General features: G+C 64.0%; 15 protein-coding genes. 13 read left to right on the plus strand and 2 right to left on the minus strand.

Features of this window, described 5'->3' with window-relative positions:
* Positions 1 to 191 precede the first annotated feature (191 nt).
* From M728_RS00580 to M728_RS00605, 6 genes are all read left to right on the plus strand, one after another.
* Positions 192 to 1,277: an ABC transporter permease gene (locus M728_RS00580; RefSeq protein ID WP_026619657.1), complete on the plus strand. Its 1,086-nt coding sequence runs from the start codon at positions 192 to 194 to the stop codon at positions 1,275 to 1,277.
* Entirely contained in the window at positions 1,277 to 2,059 is a 783-nt protein-coding gene (locus M728_RS00585) for an ATP-binding cassette domain-containing protein (protein ID WP_026619658.1), read from the plus strand. The genes M728_RS00580 and M728_RS00585 overlap by 1 nt, the downstream gene beginning before the upstream one ends.
* A complete protein-coding gene (locus M728_RS00590; protein ID WP_026619659.1) occupies positions 2,056 to 2,676 on the plus strand; it encodes a nucleoside triphosphate hydrolase in 621 nt (206 codons plus the stop codon). The genes M728_RS00585 and M728_RS00590 overlap by 4 nt, the downstream gene beginning before the upstream one ends.
* A 205-nt stretch (positions 2,677 to 2,881) precedes the next feature.
* Positions 2,882 to 3,925 (plus strand): dihydroorotase, encoded by a 1,044-nt coding sequence (gene pyrC, locus M728_RS00595; protein ID WP_026619660.1) that lies wholly within the window; start codon positions 2,882 to 2,884, stop codon positions 3,923 to 3,925.
* Between the two features lie 71 nt (positions 3,926 to 3,996).
* On the plus strand, positions 3,997 to 4,695 hold the full coding sequence (locus M728_RS00600; protein ID WP_026619661.1) for an orotate phosphoribosyltransferase: 699 nt from the start codon (positions 3,997 to 3,999) through the stop codon (positions 4,693 to 4,695).
* A gap of 59 nt (positions 4,696 to 4,754) precedes the next feature.
* Positions 4,755 to 5,681 carry a carbohydrate kinase gene (locus tag M728_RS00605; RefSeq protein WP_026619662.1) on the plus strand — a complete coding sequence of 309 codons (927 nt, stop codon included), beginning with the start codon at positions 4,755 to 4,757 and terminating at the stop codon, positions 5,679 to 5,681.
* Positions 5,682 to 5,737: 56 nt separating this feature from the next.
* Here the strand turns inward: M728_RS00605 and pgi are convergent, their stop codons facing one another.
* On the minus strand, positions 5,738 to 7,363 hold the full coding sequence (gene pgi, locus M728_RS00610) for a glucose-6-phosphate isomerase (protein WP_026619663.1): 1,626 nt from the start codon (positions 7,361 to 7,363) through the stop codon (positions 5,738 to 5,740).
* Between the two features lie 156 nt (positions 7,364 to 7,519).
* Complete coding sequence (locus tag M728_RS00615) at positions 7,520 to 9,220, minus strand: long-chain fatty acid--CoA ligase (protein ID WP_026619664.1); 1,701 nt, start codon at positions 9,218 to 9,220, stop codon at positions 7,520 to 7,522.
* 378 nt (positions 9,221 to 9,598) lie between these two features.
* Between M728_RS00615 and M728_RS00620 the strand changes: the two genes are divergently transcribed.
* The 7 genes from M728_RS00620 to M728_RS00650 all read left to right on the plus strand — a co-directional run bounded on the left by M728_RS00620 (position 9,599) and on the right by M728_RS00650 (position 18,984).
* Positions 9,599 to 10,774, plus strand: a complete 1,176-nt coding sequence (locus tag M728_RS00620) for an AI-2E family transporter (RefSeq protein WP_026619665.1) — start codon at positions 9,599 to 9,601, stop codon at positions 10,772 to 10,774.
* Between the two features lie 296 nt (positions 10,775 to 11,070).
* Entirely contained in the window at positions 11,071 to 11,157 is an 87-nt protein-coding gene (gene kdpF, locus M728_RS00625; protein WP_084044334.1) for a K(+)-transporting ATPase subunit F, read from the plus strand.
* Between the two features lie 87 nt (positions 11,158 to 11,244).
* A complete protein-coding gene (gene kdpA, locus M728_RS00630) occupies positions 11,245 to 12,954 on the plus strand; it encodes a potassium-transporting ATPase subunit KdpA (RefSeq protein WP_026619666.1) in 1,710 nt (569 codons plus the stop codon).
* Between the two features lie 11 nt (positions 12,955 to 12,965).
* The gene (kdpB, locus tag M728_RS00635) at positions 12,966 to 15,008 is read left to right on the plus strand and encodes a potassium-transporting ATPase subunit KdpB (RefSeq protein ID WP_026619667.1); all 2,043 of its coding nucleotides are present in this window, start codon (positions 12,966 to 12,968) and stop codon (positions 15,006 to 15,008) included.
* Between the two features lie 2 nt (positions 15,009 to 15,010).
* Positions 15,011 to 15,580 (plus strand): potassium-transporting ATPase subunit KdpC, encoded by a 570-nt coding sequence (gene kdpC / locus M728_RS00640; RefSeq protein WP_370906454.1) that lies wholly within the window; start codon positions 15,011 to 15,013, stop codon positions 15,578 to 15,580.
* An 18-nt stretch (positions 15,581 to 15,598) separates the two neighbouring features.
* Complete coding sequence (locus tag M728_RS00645; RefSeq protein WP_026619669.1) at positions 15,599 to 18,295, plus strand: sensor histidine kinase KdpD; 2,697 nt, start codon at positions 15,599 to 15,601, stop codon at positions 18,293 to 18,295.
* Positions 18,292 to 18,984, plus strand: a complete 693-nt coding sequence (locus tag M728_RS00650; protein WP_026619670.1) for a response regulator — start codon at positions 18,292 to 18,294, stop codon at positions 18,982 to 18,984. The genes M728_RS00645 and M728_RS00650 overlap by 4 nt, the downstream gene beginning before the upstream one ends.
* Positions 18,985 to 19,008 lie beyond the last annotated feature (24 nt).

Consider the following 19,008-nt stretch of genomic DNA (forward strand, 5'->3'; position numbering starts at 1 on the left):
TTAGAGCGGGATAATGGAAGTCGCGATGGCGCACGTCCGCTCTACTCTCGGAAGCGGTCACGGTCCAGGGCTCGAGAAAGTGAGTCCGCACTTGCCGTGATCGCTATCCGGAACTCGCCGCAAGGGTCGGCGGGCCGCGCATCCGGCAGTTATGCAACCCCTTGAGAGTGGGGTTTATGGGAGGAGTCTCCATGGCCGAGCCAAACACAGCCGCACAACCATCCCAGGAGTTCGAAAAGGTCCTGGTCAACAGTTCGACGGAGGTGGCGTCTTTCGACACGCACGAAAAGACGCCGCTCCAGAAGATCCAGCATTTCCTGCACTCGACGCCGGCGGCCGTGCCGTTCGTCGTGCTCGTCATGTCGATCCTCGTCTTCGGCCTTGCGATCGGCGGCAGGTTCTTCTCGTCCTATACGCTGACGCTGATCCTCCAGCAGATCGCCGTCGTCGGCATGCTCGGCGCGGCGCAGACGCTGGTGATCCTGACGGCCGGCATCGATCTCTCGATCGGCGTCATCATGGTCATCTCGGCAGTCGTCATGGGCAATTGCGCCGTCTCCTACGGTCTGCCGGCACCGCTTGCAGTGGCGGCCGGGTTCGTGGTCGGCGGCGCCTGCGGGCTTTTGAACGGCCTCCTGGTTTCGCGCCTGAAGCTGCCGCCCTTCATCGTCACGCTTGGTACCTGGTACGTGATCATGTCGACGAACTTCATCTACTCGGAGAACGCGACCATCCGCGAGGCGGACGTTACCGCGGTAACCCAGTGGCTGCACGTCTTCGGCGTGACCTTCAAGGTCGGCGCGGCGGTGTTGACCCTCGGCGTCGTCGCCATGGTCGTGCTTGTCTTCGGCCTCTGGTACGCGTTGAACCACACGGCCTGGGGACGTCACCTCTACGCGGTCGGCGACGACCCGGAGGCGGCCAAGCTCTCCGGTATTCGTGTCGGCAAGGTGCTCCTCAGCGCTTACACGATCGCCGGCCTGATTGCCGCTCTGGCCGCCTGGGTGTCGATCGGCCGAAACGGCTCGATCTCTCCGTCGGCAGCCGTCACTGACTATAACCTGCAGGCCATCACCGCAGCCGTGATCGGCGGCATCTCGCTCTTCGGCGGCCGCGGCTCGATCCTCGGAACGCTGATCGGCGCGATGATCGTCGGCGTCGTCTCGATGGGCCTCAACATGCTCGGCGCCGACCCGCAGTGGAAGGTCTTCCTGACCGGCGTGCTCATCATCTCCGCCGTAGCAATCGACCAGTGGATCAGAAAGGTAGCAGCCTGATGGCACAGGAACCCATTCTCACCGCTCGCGGTCTCGTCAAGCGCTATGGCCGCGTCACCGCCCTCGACCACGCCGATTTCGACCTCTATCCGGGCGAGATCCTCGCGGTGATCGGCGACAACGGCGCCGGCAAGTCCTCGATGATCAAGGCGATTTCCGGCGCCGTCACCCCGGACGAGGGCGAGATCCACCTCGAGGGCCAGCCGGTGCATTTCCGCTCGCCGATGGAGGCGCGGGCCGCAGGTATCGAGACCGTCTACCAGAACCTCGCTCTGTCGCCGGCGCTTTCGATCGCCGACAACATGTTCCTCGGCCGCGAGATCAGGAAGCCGGGCCTGTTCGGCAAGCTGTTTCGCACGCTTGACCGCTCGGCCATGGAGAAGATGGCTCGATCGAAGCTTTCGGAACTCGGCTTGATGACGATCCAGAACATCAACCAGGCGGTGGAAACGCTCTCGGGCGGCCAGCGTCAGGGTGTCGCCGTCGCGCGCGCGGCGGCCTTCGGCTCGAAGGTTGTGATCATGGACGAGCCGACGGCGGCCTTGGGCGTCAAGGAAAGCCGGCGCGTCCTGGAACTGATCCTCGACGTCCGCCGCCGCGGCCTGCCGATCGTCCTGATCTCGCACAACATGCCGCACGTCTTCGAGGTGGCGGACCGGATCCATATCCACCGCCTCGGCCGGCGCCTCTGCGTCATCAATCCGAAGGAACATACCATGTCGGACGCGGTCGCCTTCATGACCGGAGCGAAGGCGCCGCCTGGCGAGGCAATCGCCGCATGAATGTCAAATCCGTCAGGGATGAGATACTGAAGCGGGCGGGTGATGCCGGCCGCTTTATCGTCGCAATCGCCGGTCCGCCCGGCGCCGGTAAGTCGACGCTTTCCGAAACCCTTGCGGAGGCGATCGCCGGGACGGGGGAAAGTGTGGCGGTGCTGCCGATGGATGGCTTCCACATGGACAATGCCGTGCTGGAGCAGAAGGGTTTGCTCGCGCGCAAGGGCGCGCCCGAGACTTTCGACGTCCGTTCCTTCGTTTCGATACTCGCCGCCGTCCGGGCAAATGACGGCGAGGTGCTCGTTCCGGTCTTCGACCGTTCGCGCGAACTGGCGATCGCCTCGGCGAGAGCGATCCCGCCGGAGACGCGGATTGTGCTTGTCGAAGGCAATTACCTGCTGCTCGACGAGGTGCCGTGGCGAGAGCTTGATGCCGCCTTCGACTTTTCGATCCTCATCGATCCCGGAATCGAAGTGCTCGAGCGGCGTTTGCTGCAGCGCTGGTATGATCATGGCTATGATGAGGAGACCGCACGCAAGAAGGCTTTCGGCAATGATATCCCGAACGCTCGCCGCGTGCTCGGCAATTGCCGCCCCAGCGATCTGGTGATCACCGATTTCTGAAGATGGCTCAGGAGCGGGATGAGGAAAAGTGCATTCGGTTTCTGCCCGCGCCCCGCTCAAACCTCATCGAATCACCATTGTCTTTGGCGATGCAATGGTGATATCGAGGCGCGGTTTCACCACATGAGTTGCCGCCCACCACGCGCATCGGCTGCCTCGGACGCCGTCTGCGCGAATCGGGCGCGAGCATCGGGAGAAGGCTGAAATGCAAGACCTCGTTATCCGCCGCCCGGACGACTGGCATCTTCACCTGCGCGACGGCGGCATGCTGCGCGGCGTCATCGCCGATACGAGCCGCCACTTCGCCCGCGCCATCATCATGCCCAATCTCGTGCCGCCGGTCGTGACCTCTGCCGATGCCGCCGCCTATCGCGAGCGCATTCTTGCTGCGGTTCCGACCGAAGATCGTTTCGAGCCGCTGATGACGCTTTACCTGACCGAAGGGACCGATCCGGATGACGTCGAGGCGGGCTTCCGCAGCGGTCTAGTCACGGCGGTCAAGCTCTATCCGGCGGGCGCGACCACCAATTCGTCGAGCGGCGTGCGCGATATCGGGAAGGCGATGCCGGTTCTCGAACGCATGGCCGAGATCGGCCTGCCGCTCTGCGTCCATGGCGAGGTGACGACGCCGGACGTCGACATCTTCGATCGTGAGGCGGTGTTCATCGAAACGGTCCTCGATCCGCTGCGCCGGCTACTGCCCGACCTCAGGATCACGATGGAGCACGTGACGACGAAGGACGGCGTTGACTATATCAAGGAGCACGCGGCCAATCTCGCCGGATCGATTACAACCCATCACCTGATCATCAACCGCAACGCCATCCTCGTCGGCGGCATCAAGCCGCATTATTACTGCTTGCCCGTCGCCAAGCGCGAGACCCACCGCCTGGCCCTGCGCGCCGCTGCGACCTCTGGCGACGTGCGCTTCTTCCTCGGCACCGATTCCGCCCCGCATGCCGACCCGCTCAAGGAATGCGCCTGCGGCTGTGCCGGTATCTACACCTCGATCAACACGCTGAGTTGCCTCGCCCATGTCTTCGAGGAGGAGGGCGCGCTTGACCGGCTGGAGGCCTTCACGTCGCTGAACGGCCCCGCCTGGTACGGCCTGCCGGTGAACGAGGAGACGATCACGCTGCGCAAGCAGGGCGAGCCGGTCCGCTATCCCGCCAAGATCGATACGGACGCCGGCCCGGTCACCGTTTTCGATCCGATGTTCCCGCTTTATTGGACGGTGGTCCAATCCTGAGGTTGTTTTGTCGCGTAACGGACCCGAAAACCGGCTCCCACTTTTCGGGTCACACTAAGGAAGGAGAATTCATGTTTTCGAACGCGTTCACCGACAAGGCGGTGATGGCCGAACTGGTCGCGAAGATGCTGTGGGAAATCAAGGCCGTGCATTTCCGCGCCGACGAGCCTTACAAGCTCTCCTCCGGCATGGCGAGCCCGGTCTACATCGATTGCCGCAAGCTGATCTCCTATCCGCGCATCCGCTCGGCGGTCATGGATTTCGCCGCCGCGACGATCCTGCGTGAAGCCGGCTTCGAGCAGTTCGACGTCGTCGCCGGGGGCGAGACGGCCGGAATTCCTTTCGCCGCGATGCTCGCTGAGCGCCTCGGTCTGCCGATGATCTATGTGCGCAAGCAGCCGAAGGGCCACGGACGCAACGCCCAGATCGAAGGCCACATGCCGGAGGGCGCACGCGTGCTGGTGATCGAGGACCTGACGACAGCCGGCGGCTCGATGTTCAAATTCATCGACGCGATCCGCGCGGCCGGCGGTATCGTCGAGCATGGCATCGCGCTCTTCTATTACGACATCTTCCCCGAAGCGCGGGCGAACATGAAGGCGAAGGGCGTCGACCTGCACTACATCGCCACCTGGCGCAACGTGCTCGCCGTCGCGCGTGAGCAGGCGCTGTTCGATGAAAAGACACTGAATGAGGTCGAGGCCTTCCTCAATGCGCCGCTCGCCTGGTCGGCCAAGAACGGCGGCGTCGGCGAACTTGCGGTCCAGTGACGAGCAGCAGAGGCGCGGGTTTATCGACTTCGATTGAATAGTTTTACGGGAGGAATGTGATGATCGTTTGTTGCGGAGAGGCCCTGATCGACATGCTGCCGCGCGAGACGGCGGCGGGAGAAAGCGCCTTTGCCCCCTATGCCGGCGGGGCGATCTTCAACACCGCGATCGCGCTCGGGCGGCTCGGCATCCCGACCGGCTTCTTCACCGGCCTTTCGGACGATATGTTCGGCGATATCCTGCGCGCAACGCTGAAGGCCGCGAATGTCGATTTCGGGCCCTGCGCCACCCTGCCGCTGCACACGACGCTCGCCTTCGTGAAGCTCGTGAACGGGCATGCGAGCTATGCCTTCTTCGACGAGAACACGGCCGGTCGGATGATCACCGCGGAGCACCTGCCGGCGCTCGGAGATTTCTGCGAGGCGCTGCATTTCGGTGCGATCAGCCTGATCCCCGAGCCCTGCGGCTCGACCTACGAGGCGCTGATGGCCCGGGAACACGAAAAGCGGGTGATCTCCTTCGACCCGAACATCCGTCCTGACTTCATCAAGGATCGCGCGGCGCATCTCGCCCGGATGAACCGGATGGCGGCGATGTCGGACATCGTCAAATTCTCCGACGAGGATCTTGCCTGGTTTGGCATGGAGGGCAGCCACGACGCGCTCGCCGCCGAATGGCTGAAGCGCGGGCCGAAGTTGGTGCTGATAACCCGGGGCGCTGACGGGGCCGTCGGCTATACGCGGAACCACACGGTCGAGGTCGCGAGCGAGCGTGTCACGGTCGTCGATACGGTCGGGGCCGGCGATACCTTCGATGCTGGCGTGCTCGCCTCATTGAAGCTCAATAACCTGCTGAGCAAGGAACACGTCGCAAACCTGAGTGAAGAGGCGGTGCGCCAGGCGCTTGCCCTTGGCGCGAAGGCAGCCGCCGTGACCGTGTCGCGCGCCGGCGCCAATCCGCCTTGGAAATACGAGATCGGGCTCTGATCCCGACTGATCTGGGGGCAAAAAGGGCGCCGGCATCGCTGGCGCCCTTTTTGTTGTCAGCGTGCAGCCTTGAGAAGGGCTGCAACAAGGCCGGCGGTCGAGGAATCGTGGCCTTCCGCACTCTCCCTGCCTTCGATGACCGGCAGCAGGCCGGTCGCGAGCTCTTTGCCGAGCTCGACGCCCCACTGGTCGAAGGAGTTGATGTTGAAGAGCGCGCCCTCGACGAAGACACGGTGCTCGTAAAGCGCGATCAGCCGACCGAGCGCGAAGGGGTCGAGCTGATCGTAAACGAAGGTCAGCGACGGCCGATTGCCGGTGAAGACGCGATGCGGCGCGATCCTGTCCGCCTTCGCCTCGTCCATGCCCTTGGCGGTGAGCTGCGCCTTGGCTTCGCCAAGCGTGCGGCCCTTCATCAGTGCTTCCGACTGCGCCAGGCAATTGGCGATCAGCAACTGGTGCTGGTGGCGCAGGTCCTTTTCGTGGCCGTTCGCGGCGATCATGAATTCCGCAGGGATAATGTCCGTGCCCTGATGGACGAGCTGGTAGAAGGCATGCTGGCCGTTGGTGCCCGGCTCGCCCCAGACGACAGGTCCCGTCGAGAATTCAACCGGGGTGCTGTCGAGCGTGACGCCCTTGCCGTTCGATTCCATGTCGAGCTGCTGCAGATAGGCCGGGAAGCGGGCGAGGCGCTGGTCGTAGGGCAGGATCGCCCGTGAGGGGTAGCCGAGCACGTTGCGATGATAGAAGCCGATGAGTCCGAGGAGCATCGGGATGTTCTGACGAACGGGCGCGGTGCGGAAATGCTCGTCGATGGCATGGCCGCCATCGAGGAAACGGCCGAAATTCTCCTTGCCGATGGCGATCATCAGCGGCAGGCCGATTGCCGACCAGATCGAGTAGCGTCCGCCGACCCAGTCCCAGAAGCCGAAGACCCGCGAGGCGTCGATGCCGAAGGCGGCGACCTTGTCGAGCGCGGTGGAGACGGCCGCGAAGTGGTGGCCGACCGCCGCCTCGCCGAGCTTACCGGCGATGAAGGCACGCGCCGTCGCCGCATTGGTCATCGTCTCGATCGTCGTGAAGGTCTTGGAGGCGACGATGAAGAGCGAGGTCTCCGGATCGAGAAGCTTCAGCGTGTCGGCGATATGGGCACCGTCGACGTTGGAGACGAAATGCAGTCGCGGGCCGTCGTGAAAGGGCGCGAGCGCCAGCGTCGCCATGGCCGGGCCGAGGTCGGAGCCGCCGATGCCGATATTGACGACATCGGTGATCTTCTTGCCGGTGGCGCCCTTCAGCCCGCTGGAGCGGACGCCGTCGGCAAAGGCGCCCATCGCATCGAGCACGGCATTGACGTCGGGCATGACGTCCTTGCCGCCGACGAGGATCGGCCGGTTGGCCCTGTTTCTGAGCGCCGTGTGCAGGACGGAGCGTTCCTCGGTGATGTTGATGATGTCGCCGCGGAACATCGCATCGCGCTTCTCCTCGACCTTCGCCGCCTTGGCGAGCGCCTCGAGGCCGTCGAGAATCCTGTCGTTCACCGCGCACTTCGAATAGTCGAAAAGCAGGTCGCCGAGGCTCGGGCTGAAGCGGGAGAAGCGGTTCGGATCGGCCGCGAAGGCGGCGCGGATATCGGTCGCATTGGTCTCGCGTGCAGTGGCTTTCAGGTTTTCGACAAGCGCTTTCATCGCAGGGCTCCTTGCATCGGAATTGGCTGCGATAGCTAGTCGGTTTAACCGCGGCAAATCAAGGGCACCTGTGCGCTGCAGCAAAAAAAGCGGGGCGGCGGTACCCTGGCCAAGTCGTGTACTCTGCCCCGCCCAGGATCGGGCCTTGCTGCGCCGTTACTCGCGCAAATCCTTGCGCAGGATCTTGCCGACGTTCGATTTCGGCAGTTCGGTGCGGAATTCCACGTGTCGCGGCCGCTTATAGTTGGTGAGGTTTTCGGCGCAGTGGCGCTTCACCTCTTCTTCCGTGAGGTTCGGGTCCTTGCGCACGACGAAGAGCTTGACCGCCTCGCCGGAGTGGGGATCGGCGACGCCGATGGCGGCGCATTCGAGGATGCCCGGATGGGTCGCCGCCACCTCCTCGATCTCGTTCGGGAAGACATTGAAGCCGGAGACGAGGATCATGTCCTTCTTCCGGTCGACGATCTTCGTCAGCCCCTCGGCATTCATGAAGCCGATGTCGCCGGTACGGAAGAAGCCGTCGGGAGAGATCGCCTTTGCCGTTTCCTCCGGGCGCTGCCAATAGCCGGCCATGACCTGCGGGCCACGGATGCAGATTTCGCCGATCTCGCCGATCGGCAGCGTTCGCCCCTCCTCGTCGCGGATCTCGACCTCGGTGGAGGGGAGCGGCATGCCGATCGTCCCGGTAAAATCGCCCGTGTCGAGCCGATTGGCGGTCGCGACCGGAGAAGTCTCCGAAAGGCCGTAGCCTTCGTGGATCGGGCAGCCGGTCAATTCCAGCCAGCGTTCGGCGACCGGGCGCTGCACCGCCATGCCGCCGCCGAAGGTCAAAATCAGTGACGAGAAGTCGAGCTTGCGGAATTCTGCGTTGTTCATCAGGGCATTGAACAGCGTATTGAGTCCCGGGAAAATGTTGGTCCTGTACTTGCCGAGTTCCTTGACGAAAGCCGGAATGTCGCGCGGATTGGGGATCAGGATGTTGTTGCCGCCGGTCGCAAGCCCCATCAGCGAATTCACCGTCAGCGCGAAGATGTGATAGAGCGGCAGCGCGCATATGAAGGTGAGGTTTTCCGGGCGCGGCTTGCGCAGGAAGGCCGTGTTCAGCCACAGCTCCATCTGGGCCATGTTGGACAGAAGATTGGCGTGGGTCAGCGTCGCCCCTTTGGAGACGCCGGTCGTCCCCCCCGTATATTGCAAGAAGGCGATATCGCCCGGCGCGACGTTGCGCTTCGCCATGGTGAGCTTCGCGCCCTTGGCAAGAACCATTTTGAAGGGAAGATGTCCCGGTATCGACCAGGCCGGGACGAGTTTCTTGACACGGCGCACGATGAGATTGACGACCGCCCCCTTGGGGCCGAGCATGTCGCCCATGCTGGCGACCACCACGTGTTTCACCGCCGTGCGGGCCAGCACCTGCTCGACCGTGTGGGCGAAATTCTCGAGCACGAAAATCGCCTTGGCGCCGGCATCGACCAGCTGGTGCTCGAGCTCGCGTGGGGTGTAGAGCGGATTGACGTTGACGACCGTGAAGCCGGCCCTGAGGATGCCATAGACGATGACCGGATTCTGCAGGATGTTCGGCATCATCACCGCAACCCGATCGCCCCTGGCGAGCCCCAGCGATTGCAGCCAGGCACCGATCCTGCCCGATTGAACATTGAGGTCGGAGAAGGTCAGCGACTTGCCCATGCAGGTGAAGGCCGGGCGCCAGGAATATTGCGCGACCGCATGATCGAAGAACTCGCCGATCGAGCGGTAGGCGAGCGGACCTATCTCGGCAGGCACGCCCGGCGGATAGGAGTTGAGCCAGATTTTCCCCGTATTGGAGCCCGCCTGCTGGGCGCTTGCTTCCGCCATGATCTCTCTCCCTCTGGTCGCCAACGAACGGCCGTGCTCACGGCGAAGAAAAATCCCTCCCGATCTTCCTCTCCGTCGAAGATGCTGCTTTTGCTCTACATCTTCAAGCCGTATCCGGATTATATAACCTTGACGTAAACGTCAATAAGTACCCACCTCCCACGAGAACCGGAGCGGCCGGCAAATCGTGCCTGCCGAACCGATATCTCCCTGTCATGGGCTTTCGCTAGACGGAGAGGCGCATCGGGGGTTTGCCGATGTAAACCGAGCGTTCCGAGGCGTCGTCATTATTGTGCCGGAAAGCGCGCGTCAGTGCCGCAAAACGGGCTGGCAAGGTCACGGGTTTGTTGTAAGGTCGGAAAAGACGGAGGACTACAGGTGCAATTGGGCAATCGTGAACGAGAAAATGCTCCCGTGGAGCCGCGGCTCTTCGGGCAGCCGGCCCATTCGCGCTCCGCCCTCGTCGTGCCGATTTCGGCCGCCCGCTGGCTGCTCGTGCTCGTTCTGCTCGCCGGCGTCTATTTCTTCCATGGCTTCGTGGTGCCGGTGCTCGCGGCCGTCGTCATCGGTTTTGCGAGCTGGCCCGTCTATCGCCGGCTGCTCCAGGCCTTAAACGGCAATCGCACCCTTGCCGCGACCATTGCGCTCGTCTCGGTGATCGCCTTCATCGTCGTGCCGATCTCGCTCGCTGCGGTCTATGCCGTGGACGAGGTGCGTGACTGGCTCGTCTGGGCGGTCGCGACCAACGAGAACGGCGCGCCGGTCCCCGCCTGGCTGACGACGATCCCCGTCGCCGGCTCCTGGCTTGGCGAGCAATGGGTCAAATATGTCGGCCATCCCGGCGCGCTTGGCGAGCTCGTGCAGCTCGTCAGCGGCTCGAATATCGGCAATATCTATCGCGGCGTACTGGTGATCGGCGCCTCCGCCTTCCAGTCCTTCCTGACGCTGCTGTTCATGCTGATCACGCTGTTTTTCGTCTATCGCGATGGCCAGTCGTTTTCGAGGCAGCTCGATCATCTCGGCGAACGGATCTTTCCGATGCGCTGGGAGCGGCTGTCGCGCGTCGTGCCGCTCACCATCAGCTCGACGGTAACCGGCATGGGCATCATCGCGATCGGCGAAGGCATCGTGCTCGGCGTGGCCTATTGGCTGGCGGGCGTGCCCTCGCCGGTGACGCTCGGCATCATCACCGGCATCATGGCGCTCGTGCCGGGCGGCGCGCCGCTCTGCTTCACGCTCGTTTCGATCTATCTGGTGGCGAGCGGCTCGCCCATACACGGAGTCGCGCTCTTTACCTGGGGCACGACCGAGCTCTTCATCGTCGACAAGACGCTGAGGCCGAGGCTCGTCGGCGGTCCGATCAAGCTGCCCTTCCTGCCGACCTTTTTCGGCCTCGTCGGCGGCGTCAAGACCATGGGCTTTCTCGGCCTCTTCGTCGGCCCCGTCCTCATGGCGCTGCTCGTCGCCATCTGGCGCGAATGGCTGCACGAGGTCACCACCCAGCCTGAGCCGACGGTCAATCCGATCTCGAGGGTGGACATCTCGGTGAAGTGACGCCTCCGTGCGTCCATTCGGAGCCGAAAAGCCCGCTTGCCGTTCCGTTCCTCTCCAGAAGCCCGCGGCAGCTCGCCTTTATCTTTTCTTTACGCGTATCTTAAAGCATCCCAATCGATAATTGATCCGGTGTGGGTGCATTATCCGGACTCGTTGCATGGCCGCCAAATCGAGGCGTGGCTCGCAGAGATCTGGAGCATACAATGCCCGACGTCCTTTTTCTTGCCGCCGGCACCGGCGGCTTCGTCCTGTTTGCGCTCTACGCACGCGCGCTGAACCGGCTTTAGGAGGGTTCGATGATTGGAGCTCTCATTGGGCTGATCGTTGCCATCGCCCTCGCGGTCTACCTCGTCGTGACGCTCGTCCGGCCGGAACGGTTCTGACCTTCCGCCGTCTTCGAGCGCCGAAAGCGGCGCGCGGTTTTCCGTCGGCATTCCGCTCCATAGCCTGTCAGATTCGGAGATTTCCCCATGACCGTCATCGGGTGGCTGCAGATCAGCCTCCTCTTCCTCGCCGTCCTGGCCGTCGTCAAACCGCTGGGGCTTTACATGGCGCAGGTCTTTTCCGGCGGCCGTAACGTCCTCTCGCCCCTTCTCGGACCGGTCGAGCGCGGCCTCTACGCCGCCGCCGGCGTCGATCCGGCCAGGGAGCAGCGCTGGTTCGCCTATGCCTTGTCCATGCTCGCTTTCAGCATGGCGGGTTTCGCGTCTCTCTACGCGATTCTGAGGCTTCAGGCTTGGCTGCCCTTGAATCCCCAGGGCTTCGGCAACGTCCCCCCGGATCTCGCCTTCAACACCGCCGTCAGCTTCGTCACCAACACCAACTGGCAGAACTACGCGGGCGAGACGACGATGAGTCATCTCAGCCAGATGATGGGGCTGACGGTCCAGAACTTCGTTTCCGCTGCAAGCGGTATCGCCATGGCGCTTGCCTTGACGCGGGCCTTCGCGCGTTCGGCCGCGTCGACGGTCGGCAACTTCTGGGTTGATCTCACTCGCGCCACCCTCTACGTGCTTTTGCCGCTTGCCATCGTCGTGGCGCTCGCTTTCGTGGCGATGGGCCTGCCGCAGACGTTTCACGCCTCGGTCACGGCGACGACCCTTGAAGGGGCGCAACAGAGCATCGCCCTCGGGCCTGTCGCCAGCCAGGAGGCTATCAAACAGCTCGGAACCAATGGCGGCGGCTTCTTCAACGTCAATGCGGCGCATCCTTTCGAAAACCCGACGGCGCTTTCGAATTACCTCAACATCTTCGCCATGCTGTCCGTATCGGCGGCGCTGCTCTACACCTTCGGCCAGCTCGTCGGCAATCGCCGACAGGGATGGGCCTTCATTGCCGTCACCTTCGCCTTTCTGATCGCAAGCGTCGGGGTCGTCTACTGGGCGGAGGCGGCGGGCAATCCGATCCTCACCGCGCTCGGCCTCGATCCGGCACCAGGCAACATGGAGGGCAAGGAGGTCCGCTTCGGCCAGGCGATGACGGCGCTTTATGCTACGGTTACGACCGGCCTTTCGGATGGCGGCGTCAACGGAATGCATGGCTCGTTCACGGGTCTTGGCGGTCTCGTCCCGATGTTCCTCATCCAGCTCGGCGAAGTGCTGCCCGGCGGCGTCGGCTCCGGACTCTACGGCATGGTGGTCTTTGCGATACTTGCCGTTTTCGTCGCCGGTCTGATGGTCGGGCGCACGCCGGAACTGCTCGGCAAGAAGATCGAATCGCGCGAGATGAAGTACGCCATGTTCGCCGTGCTCATTCTGCCGCTCGCGATCCTCGGCTTCACGGCAATTTCCGCGGTCCTGCCTTTCGCCGTTGCCAGCGTCGGCACTGCCGGTCCGCACGGGCTCTCGGAAATCCTCTATGCCTTCACCTCTGCCGCCGGCAACAACGGTTCGGCCTTCGGCGGGCTCACGGGCAACACGCCCTGGTACAACACGACGCTCGGCATCGCGATGCTGCTCGGCCGCTTCGCCTATGCCGTTCCGGTGCTCGCGATCGCCGGCTCGATTGCCGCCAAGACGCGGGTGCCGGCTTCCAAGGGCACCTTCCCGACCGACACGCCGCTCTTCGTCGGCCTCCTGATCGGCATCATCCTCATTCTCGGCGGGCTGCAGTTCTTCCCGGCGCTCGCCCTCGGCCCGATCATCGAGCATCTCGCCATGCTCTCGGGCCAGACCTTCTGAAGGAAAACCGTATGCTCAAGAAACCAGATGCGCCGCGCCTCTTCGACCCAGCGATCCTGCTCCCGGCAGCGAAGGCCGCCTTCGTCAAACTCGATCCACGCCAGCTCGTCCGCAACCCCGTCATCTTCGTCACCGAGGTCGTGGCGGCGCTGGTGACCTTCTTCTTCGTCCGCGATCTCGTATCCGCGGGCGGCAGCCCGCTCTTCTCCGGCCAGATCGCGGCCTGGCTGTGGTTCACTGTGCTCTTCGCCACATTCGCCGAAGCCGTTGCCGAGGGGCGTGGCAAGGCGCAGGCCGACTTCCTGCGCCGCACCAAATCGGAGCTGGCCGCGCACAAGCTCCTCTCGCCGGGAGGCCGGGAAACGCAGGAAATTCCGGCAACCATGCTGAAAGTCGGTGACTTCGTTCTGGTCGAGGCCGGAGAACTGATTCCCGGCGACGGGGAGGTGGTCGAAGGCGTGGCATCGGTGAACGAGAGTGCCATCACGGGCGAATCGGCACCAGTGATCCGCGAAGCGGGCGGCGACCGCTCCGCGGTCACCGGCGGCACGCAGGTCCTTTCCGACTGGATCAAGATCCGCATCACCACCGCGCCAGGCTCGACCTTCGTCGACCGCATGATCGCGCTCATCGAGGGTGCGCGGCGGCAGAAGACGCCGAACGAGATCGCGCTGTCGGTCCTGCTTTCCGGACTGACGCTGATCTTCCTGATTGCGGTCGTGACGCTTTGGGGCCTTGCCGGCTACTCGGCAACGATCCTCTCCGTCACCGTGCTCTCCGCGCTGCTCGTGACGTTGATCCCGACGACCATCGGCGGTCTCCTGTCGGCGATCGGCATCGCAGGCATGGACCGGCTGGTCCGCTTCAACGTCATCGCCACCTCCGGCCGCGCCGTCGAGGCGGCGGGCGACGTCGATACGCTGCTGCTCGACAAGACCGGAACAGTGACCTACGGCAACCGTATGGCGAGCGATTTCCTGCCGGTTCCGGGCGTCATGGAGACGGAACTTGCCGATGCCGCATTGCTTGCCAGCCTCGCCGACGAGACGCCGGAAGGCCGCTCGATCGTCGCGCTTGCGACCGGTGAGTTTGGCCGGCATGTGCCCGATGCGAAGATGGATGCCGTCGTTCCTTTCGCCGCCGAGAGCCGACTCTCCGGCGTCGATCATGCCGGCCGTCGTCTGCGCAAGGGCGCGGTCGACGCGATTCTGAAATTCGCCGGTCTCCCCGAGGACAATGTGCCGGCCGAGTTCCGGCAGGCGGTCGACAGGATCGCCCGCACAGGCGGTACGCCGCTCGCGGTCGCCGACGGCGGCAGACTGCTCGGCGTCATTCACCTGAAGGATATCGTCAAGCCCGGCATCAAGGAACGCTTCGCGGCGCTGCGGACCATGGGCATTCGCACGGTGATGGTGACGGGCGACAACCCGATCACCGCGGCGGCGATCGCCTCCGAGGCGGGCGTCGACGATTTCCTCGCCGAGGCGACACCGGAAGACAAGCTCGCCTATATCCGCAAGGAGCAGAAAGGCGGCCGGCTCATCGCCATGTGCGGCGACGGCACCAATGACGCGCCGGCACTCGCGCAGGCGGATGTAGGTGTTGCCATGCAGACCGGTACGCAGGCCGCGCGCGAGGCCGCCAACATGGTGGATCTCGATTCGAGCCCGACCAAGCTCATCGAGATCGTCGAGATCGGCAAGCAATTGCTGATGACACGCGGCTCTCTCACCACCTTTTCAATCGCCAACGACGTGGCGAAATATTTCGCCATCATTCCGGCGCTGTTCGTGACGACCTATCCGGCCCTTGGCGCGCTCAACCTCATGGGCCTCGCCTCGCCGCAGTCGGCGATCCTCTCGGCCGTCATCTTCAACGCGCTGATCATCGTGGCGCTCATCCCGTTGGCGCTGAAGGGTGTCAAATACCGTCCGGTCGGCGCGGCCGCCCTGTTGCGGCGCAATCTGCTGGTCTACGGCCTTGGCGGTCTTCTGCTGCCCTTCGCCGGTATCAAGTTCATCGACGTCGTCGTCTCGGCACTCAATCTGGTGTAACCATGCTCAAACAACTTCGCCCCGCACTTGTTCTCACCCTAGGCCTGACCGCGATTACCGGTCTCGCCTATCCGCTGGTGATCACCGGCGCAGCGCAGGCCCTGATGCCGGCTGAGGCCAATGGCAGCCTGATCCGGAAGGATGGCGTCGTGATCGGTTCCGCGCTGATCGGCCAGAACTTCATCTCCGAGAAATATTTCTGGCCGCGCCCTTCGGCGACCGGCCCTGAGCCCTACAACGCCGGCGCCTCCAGCGGTTCCAACCTGGGCACCACCTCCGTCAAGCTCAAGGACCGCGTGGCTGCTGATATCGACCGCCTCCGCGCAGCGGGCCTGGCGGGGGAGACTCCCGCCGATGCCGGCACCGCGTCGGGTTCGGGCCTCGATCCGCACATCTCGCCCGAATTCGCGATGGCCCAGATCGCCCGCGTCGCCAAAGCGCGCGGCCTCTCGGAAGCTGATGTGACGGGCATCGTCGAAAGGGCGACGCAGGGTCGCCTGTTCGGAGTGATAGGCGAGCCACGCGTCAATGTGCTAGAACTGAACCTCGCCCTGGATGGGTCAAGAACCTGAGTGAGTTCGAGACGCTGAATGCCCGAGAATGATCGCGACCTGACGCGCCGCCCCGATCCCGATGCCCTGCTGGCGCTGGCCGAGAAGGGCAGTAGAGGGAAGCTGACGGTGTTTCTCGGCGCCGCTCCCGGAGTCGGCAAGACCTACGCGATGCTGATGCGCGCGCGGCGTCTCATGGAAGAGAGCGTCGATATCGTCATCGGGCTTGTGGAGACGCATGGTCGCAGCGAGACCGCAGCTCTCCTCGAAGGGCTGGAGGTGCTGCCGCGCCGCGAGGTGAGCCATGGCGGTCGCACGCTCGCGGAATTCGATCTGGATGCGGCGCTGGCCCGCCGTCCGCGTGTCATCGTCGTCGACGAGCTTGCTCACACCAACATTGGTGAAAGCCGCCACCCCAAGCGCTATCAGGATATCGAGGAGCTGGTCGACGCGGGCATCGATGTGTTGACTGCCGTCAACATTCAACACCTGGAAAGTCTTTCGGATGTCGTCGCGCAGATCGCCGGCGTGCCGGTACGCGAGCGCATCCCGGACACGGTGCTGAGCCGCGCGGACGACGTGCTGTTGGTGGACCTGCCGCCGACAGAACTGATCGAGCGATTGAAGGAAGGCAAAGTCTACCTGCCCGAAAACGCCAGACGCGCCGTGGACCGCTTCTTTCGTTTAGGCAACCTGACGGCGCTTAGGGAACTGGCGCTCAGGCGCACGGCTGACCGGGTCGACGATCAGATGGTCGACTACCTGAAGCAGAACGCGATCGAAGGGCCCTGGGCGGCGGGCGAAAGACTTCTCGTTTGCGTCGGTCCGGATCGCCTATCGGAAAAGGTCGTGAGGACCGCAAGCCGCCTGGCTTCGGGCCTGAACGCCGATTGGATCGTCGTTTCCATCGAGCGTGCGGATCGCGATTCGGCCGACAGTCAGGCAATGCGGCAGCTCGACGAAACCTTCCGGCTGGCCGAACAATTGGGCGCGGAGACGCGCCGCGTCGTCGGGAGCGATTTCGTCGAGGAGATCCTCAAACTGGCAAGGCGGGAGCATGCGACGCAGATCGTCATTGGCACCCGCCGCCAGCGCTTTCCACTTCGGCTGTTGCGCAGATCCCTGCCGGATGCGCTGGCAGAGCGAGCCTCCGGCATCGGCGTTCACCTGGTGACCGACAGCGGCGCGACGCCCGCTGCGCCGAAGCCCGTGCGCAAGCGGGCTTTGCCGAAGGGGTTCGGCCGCGCGCTTGCCATCGCGGCAGGCACCGTGATCTCGGCAACCGTGCTCGGGGTCTTGATCGAGAGCTTCATCATCCTGCAGAATATTTCGCTTCTGTACCTGCTTGCGGTACTGGCATCGGCAACCCTCGCAGGCTACGTCGCGGCGATTGCGGCTGCGCTGTTTTCCGTTCTCGCCTACAATTTCTTCTTCATCGAGCCTGTGGGGACCTTCACTGTCGCCGAGCCGCACGAGGTGTTCGCGCTCTTCGTTTTCCTTGCGGCGGCTTTCCTTGCCGGCGGTCTTGCATCGCGCATTCGCGAACAGGCGAAAGCCGCCCGCCGTCGGGCGACGGCCACTCAGGCGCTCTATGATTTCTCGCGCAAGCTCTCCGGGACGGCCGATGTGGACGATGTGCTCTGGGCGACAGTCACGCAGATCCAGGCGACCTTGAGGCGCAATGCGGTTCTTCTGCTGCCCGAAGGCGAAGACCTCGTGCTGAAAGCCGCCTGGCCGCCGGATACGGAGCTTGGCGTCTCGGACATGACGGCGGCGCGCTGGAGCCTCGAAAAGAAGGAGCCCGCCGGTAGCGACACCGACACCCTGCCGACCAGTCCCTTTCAGTTCAGGCCGCTGACGAGCCCCCACGGCGTCGTCGGGGTTTGCGGTTTCGTGCAGAACGCCAAGCCGCTGGAGATAAACGAGGAGCGGGCGGTTGCAGCCATCCTCGACCAGACGGCGATCGCCGTCGATCGCGCGCGGCTGTCACGCGAAAGCCTCGAACAGGCGGCCCAGCTCGAAGGCGACAAATTCCGCGCCGCCCTGCTTTCGTCCCTGTCCCACGATCTGAGAACGCCGCTGGCGACCATCACGGGGGCGGTCACAAGTCTCCGCGAGCTCGGCGCGCGAATGACTGCGGAAAGCAGGGACGACCTCCTGAAATCGATCGAGGAGGAAAGCGACAGGCTGATGCGCTTCGTCGCCAACTTGCTCGACATGACGCGGATCGAGGCGGGGGCGATCAATGCCAAGCGCGACTGGGTCGATGTCGCGGACGTCATTCGTTCCGCCCTGGAGCGGGCGCGCAAGTATTTTCCCGACCGCGAATTCGAGACGAGCATCGCCGCCGACCTGCCGCTGATGCGCGGCGACAGCGTGCTTTTGGGGCAGGTGCTGTTCAACCTTCTCGACAACGCGAACCGGTTCGGCGGCGAGGAGCCGGTCAGCATCTATGCGCGGAAGGAGGGAGACGAGGTGGTGCTTTCGGTCACCGACCTCGGCAGGGGGATAGCACCGGCCGATCTCGAGCATGTGTTCGAAAAGTTCTTCCGCAAAGGAAAGCCGGATGGGCGCTCGCTCGGAACAGGGCTCGGCCTTTCGATAGCCAAAGCCTTCGTCGAGGCCATGGGCGGACAGATCAAGGCGGAAAGCCCGGCGGTGAAGCGCCGCGGGACGCGTATTTCCATGCGGTTCCCGGCCGCCGAGGCCGACGTCTCGGAGAAGGAGCGCGGATGACGGTGGAGCGTATTCTTGTGGTCGACGACGAGCCGCAGATCCAGCGGTTCCTTCGTCCGGCTCTCGGGGCGGCGGGTTACGAGGTGGTGGAGGCGGCGACCGGTCAGGAAGCGCTGAAGACGGCGGCGACGGCGGCACCCGACGTCATCATCCTCGATCTCGGTCTGCCGGACATGGACGGCCAGGACGTCCTCGCCAATATCCGCGCCTGGTCGCAGGTGCCGGTCATCGTCCTTTCGGCGCGCGACCGCGAAAGCGAGAAGATCGCCGCCCTCGATCTCGGCGCCGACGACTATATCGAAAAGCCCTTCGGTATCGGCGAACTGACGGCACGCATCCGCGCCGCACTTCGCCACCGCATCCAGATGGAGGGGGGCGAGGCGCAGCTCTCGGCCGACGGCCTGTCGATCGACCTCGTCAGGCGTGTCGTCACCCGCGACGGCGAGACCCTGCGGCTGACGCCGAAGGAATACGACTTGCTCGCAATGCTCGCGCGCCATGCCGGCCGCGTGGTAACCCACAAGACGCTGCTCACTTCCGTCTGGGGCGCGGCCCACGGAGAGGACCTGCATTATCTCCGGGTCTTCATCGGCCAATTGCGGGGCAAGATCGAGCGCGACCCCGGCGATCCGAAGATCATCCGCACCGAGCCCGGCGTCGGCTACCGCTTCATCGGTGACGAAGACTGAAGCGACGGAGGGGGTCTTGAGTGC

It is taken from the genome of Ensifer sp. WSM1721, assembly GCF_000513895.2.
In the GTDB taxonomy this organism is placed as follows: Bacteria; Pseudomonadota; Alphaproteobacteria; order Rhizobiales; family Rhizobiaceae; genus Sinorhizobium.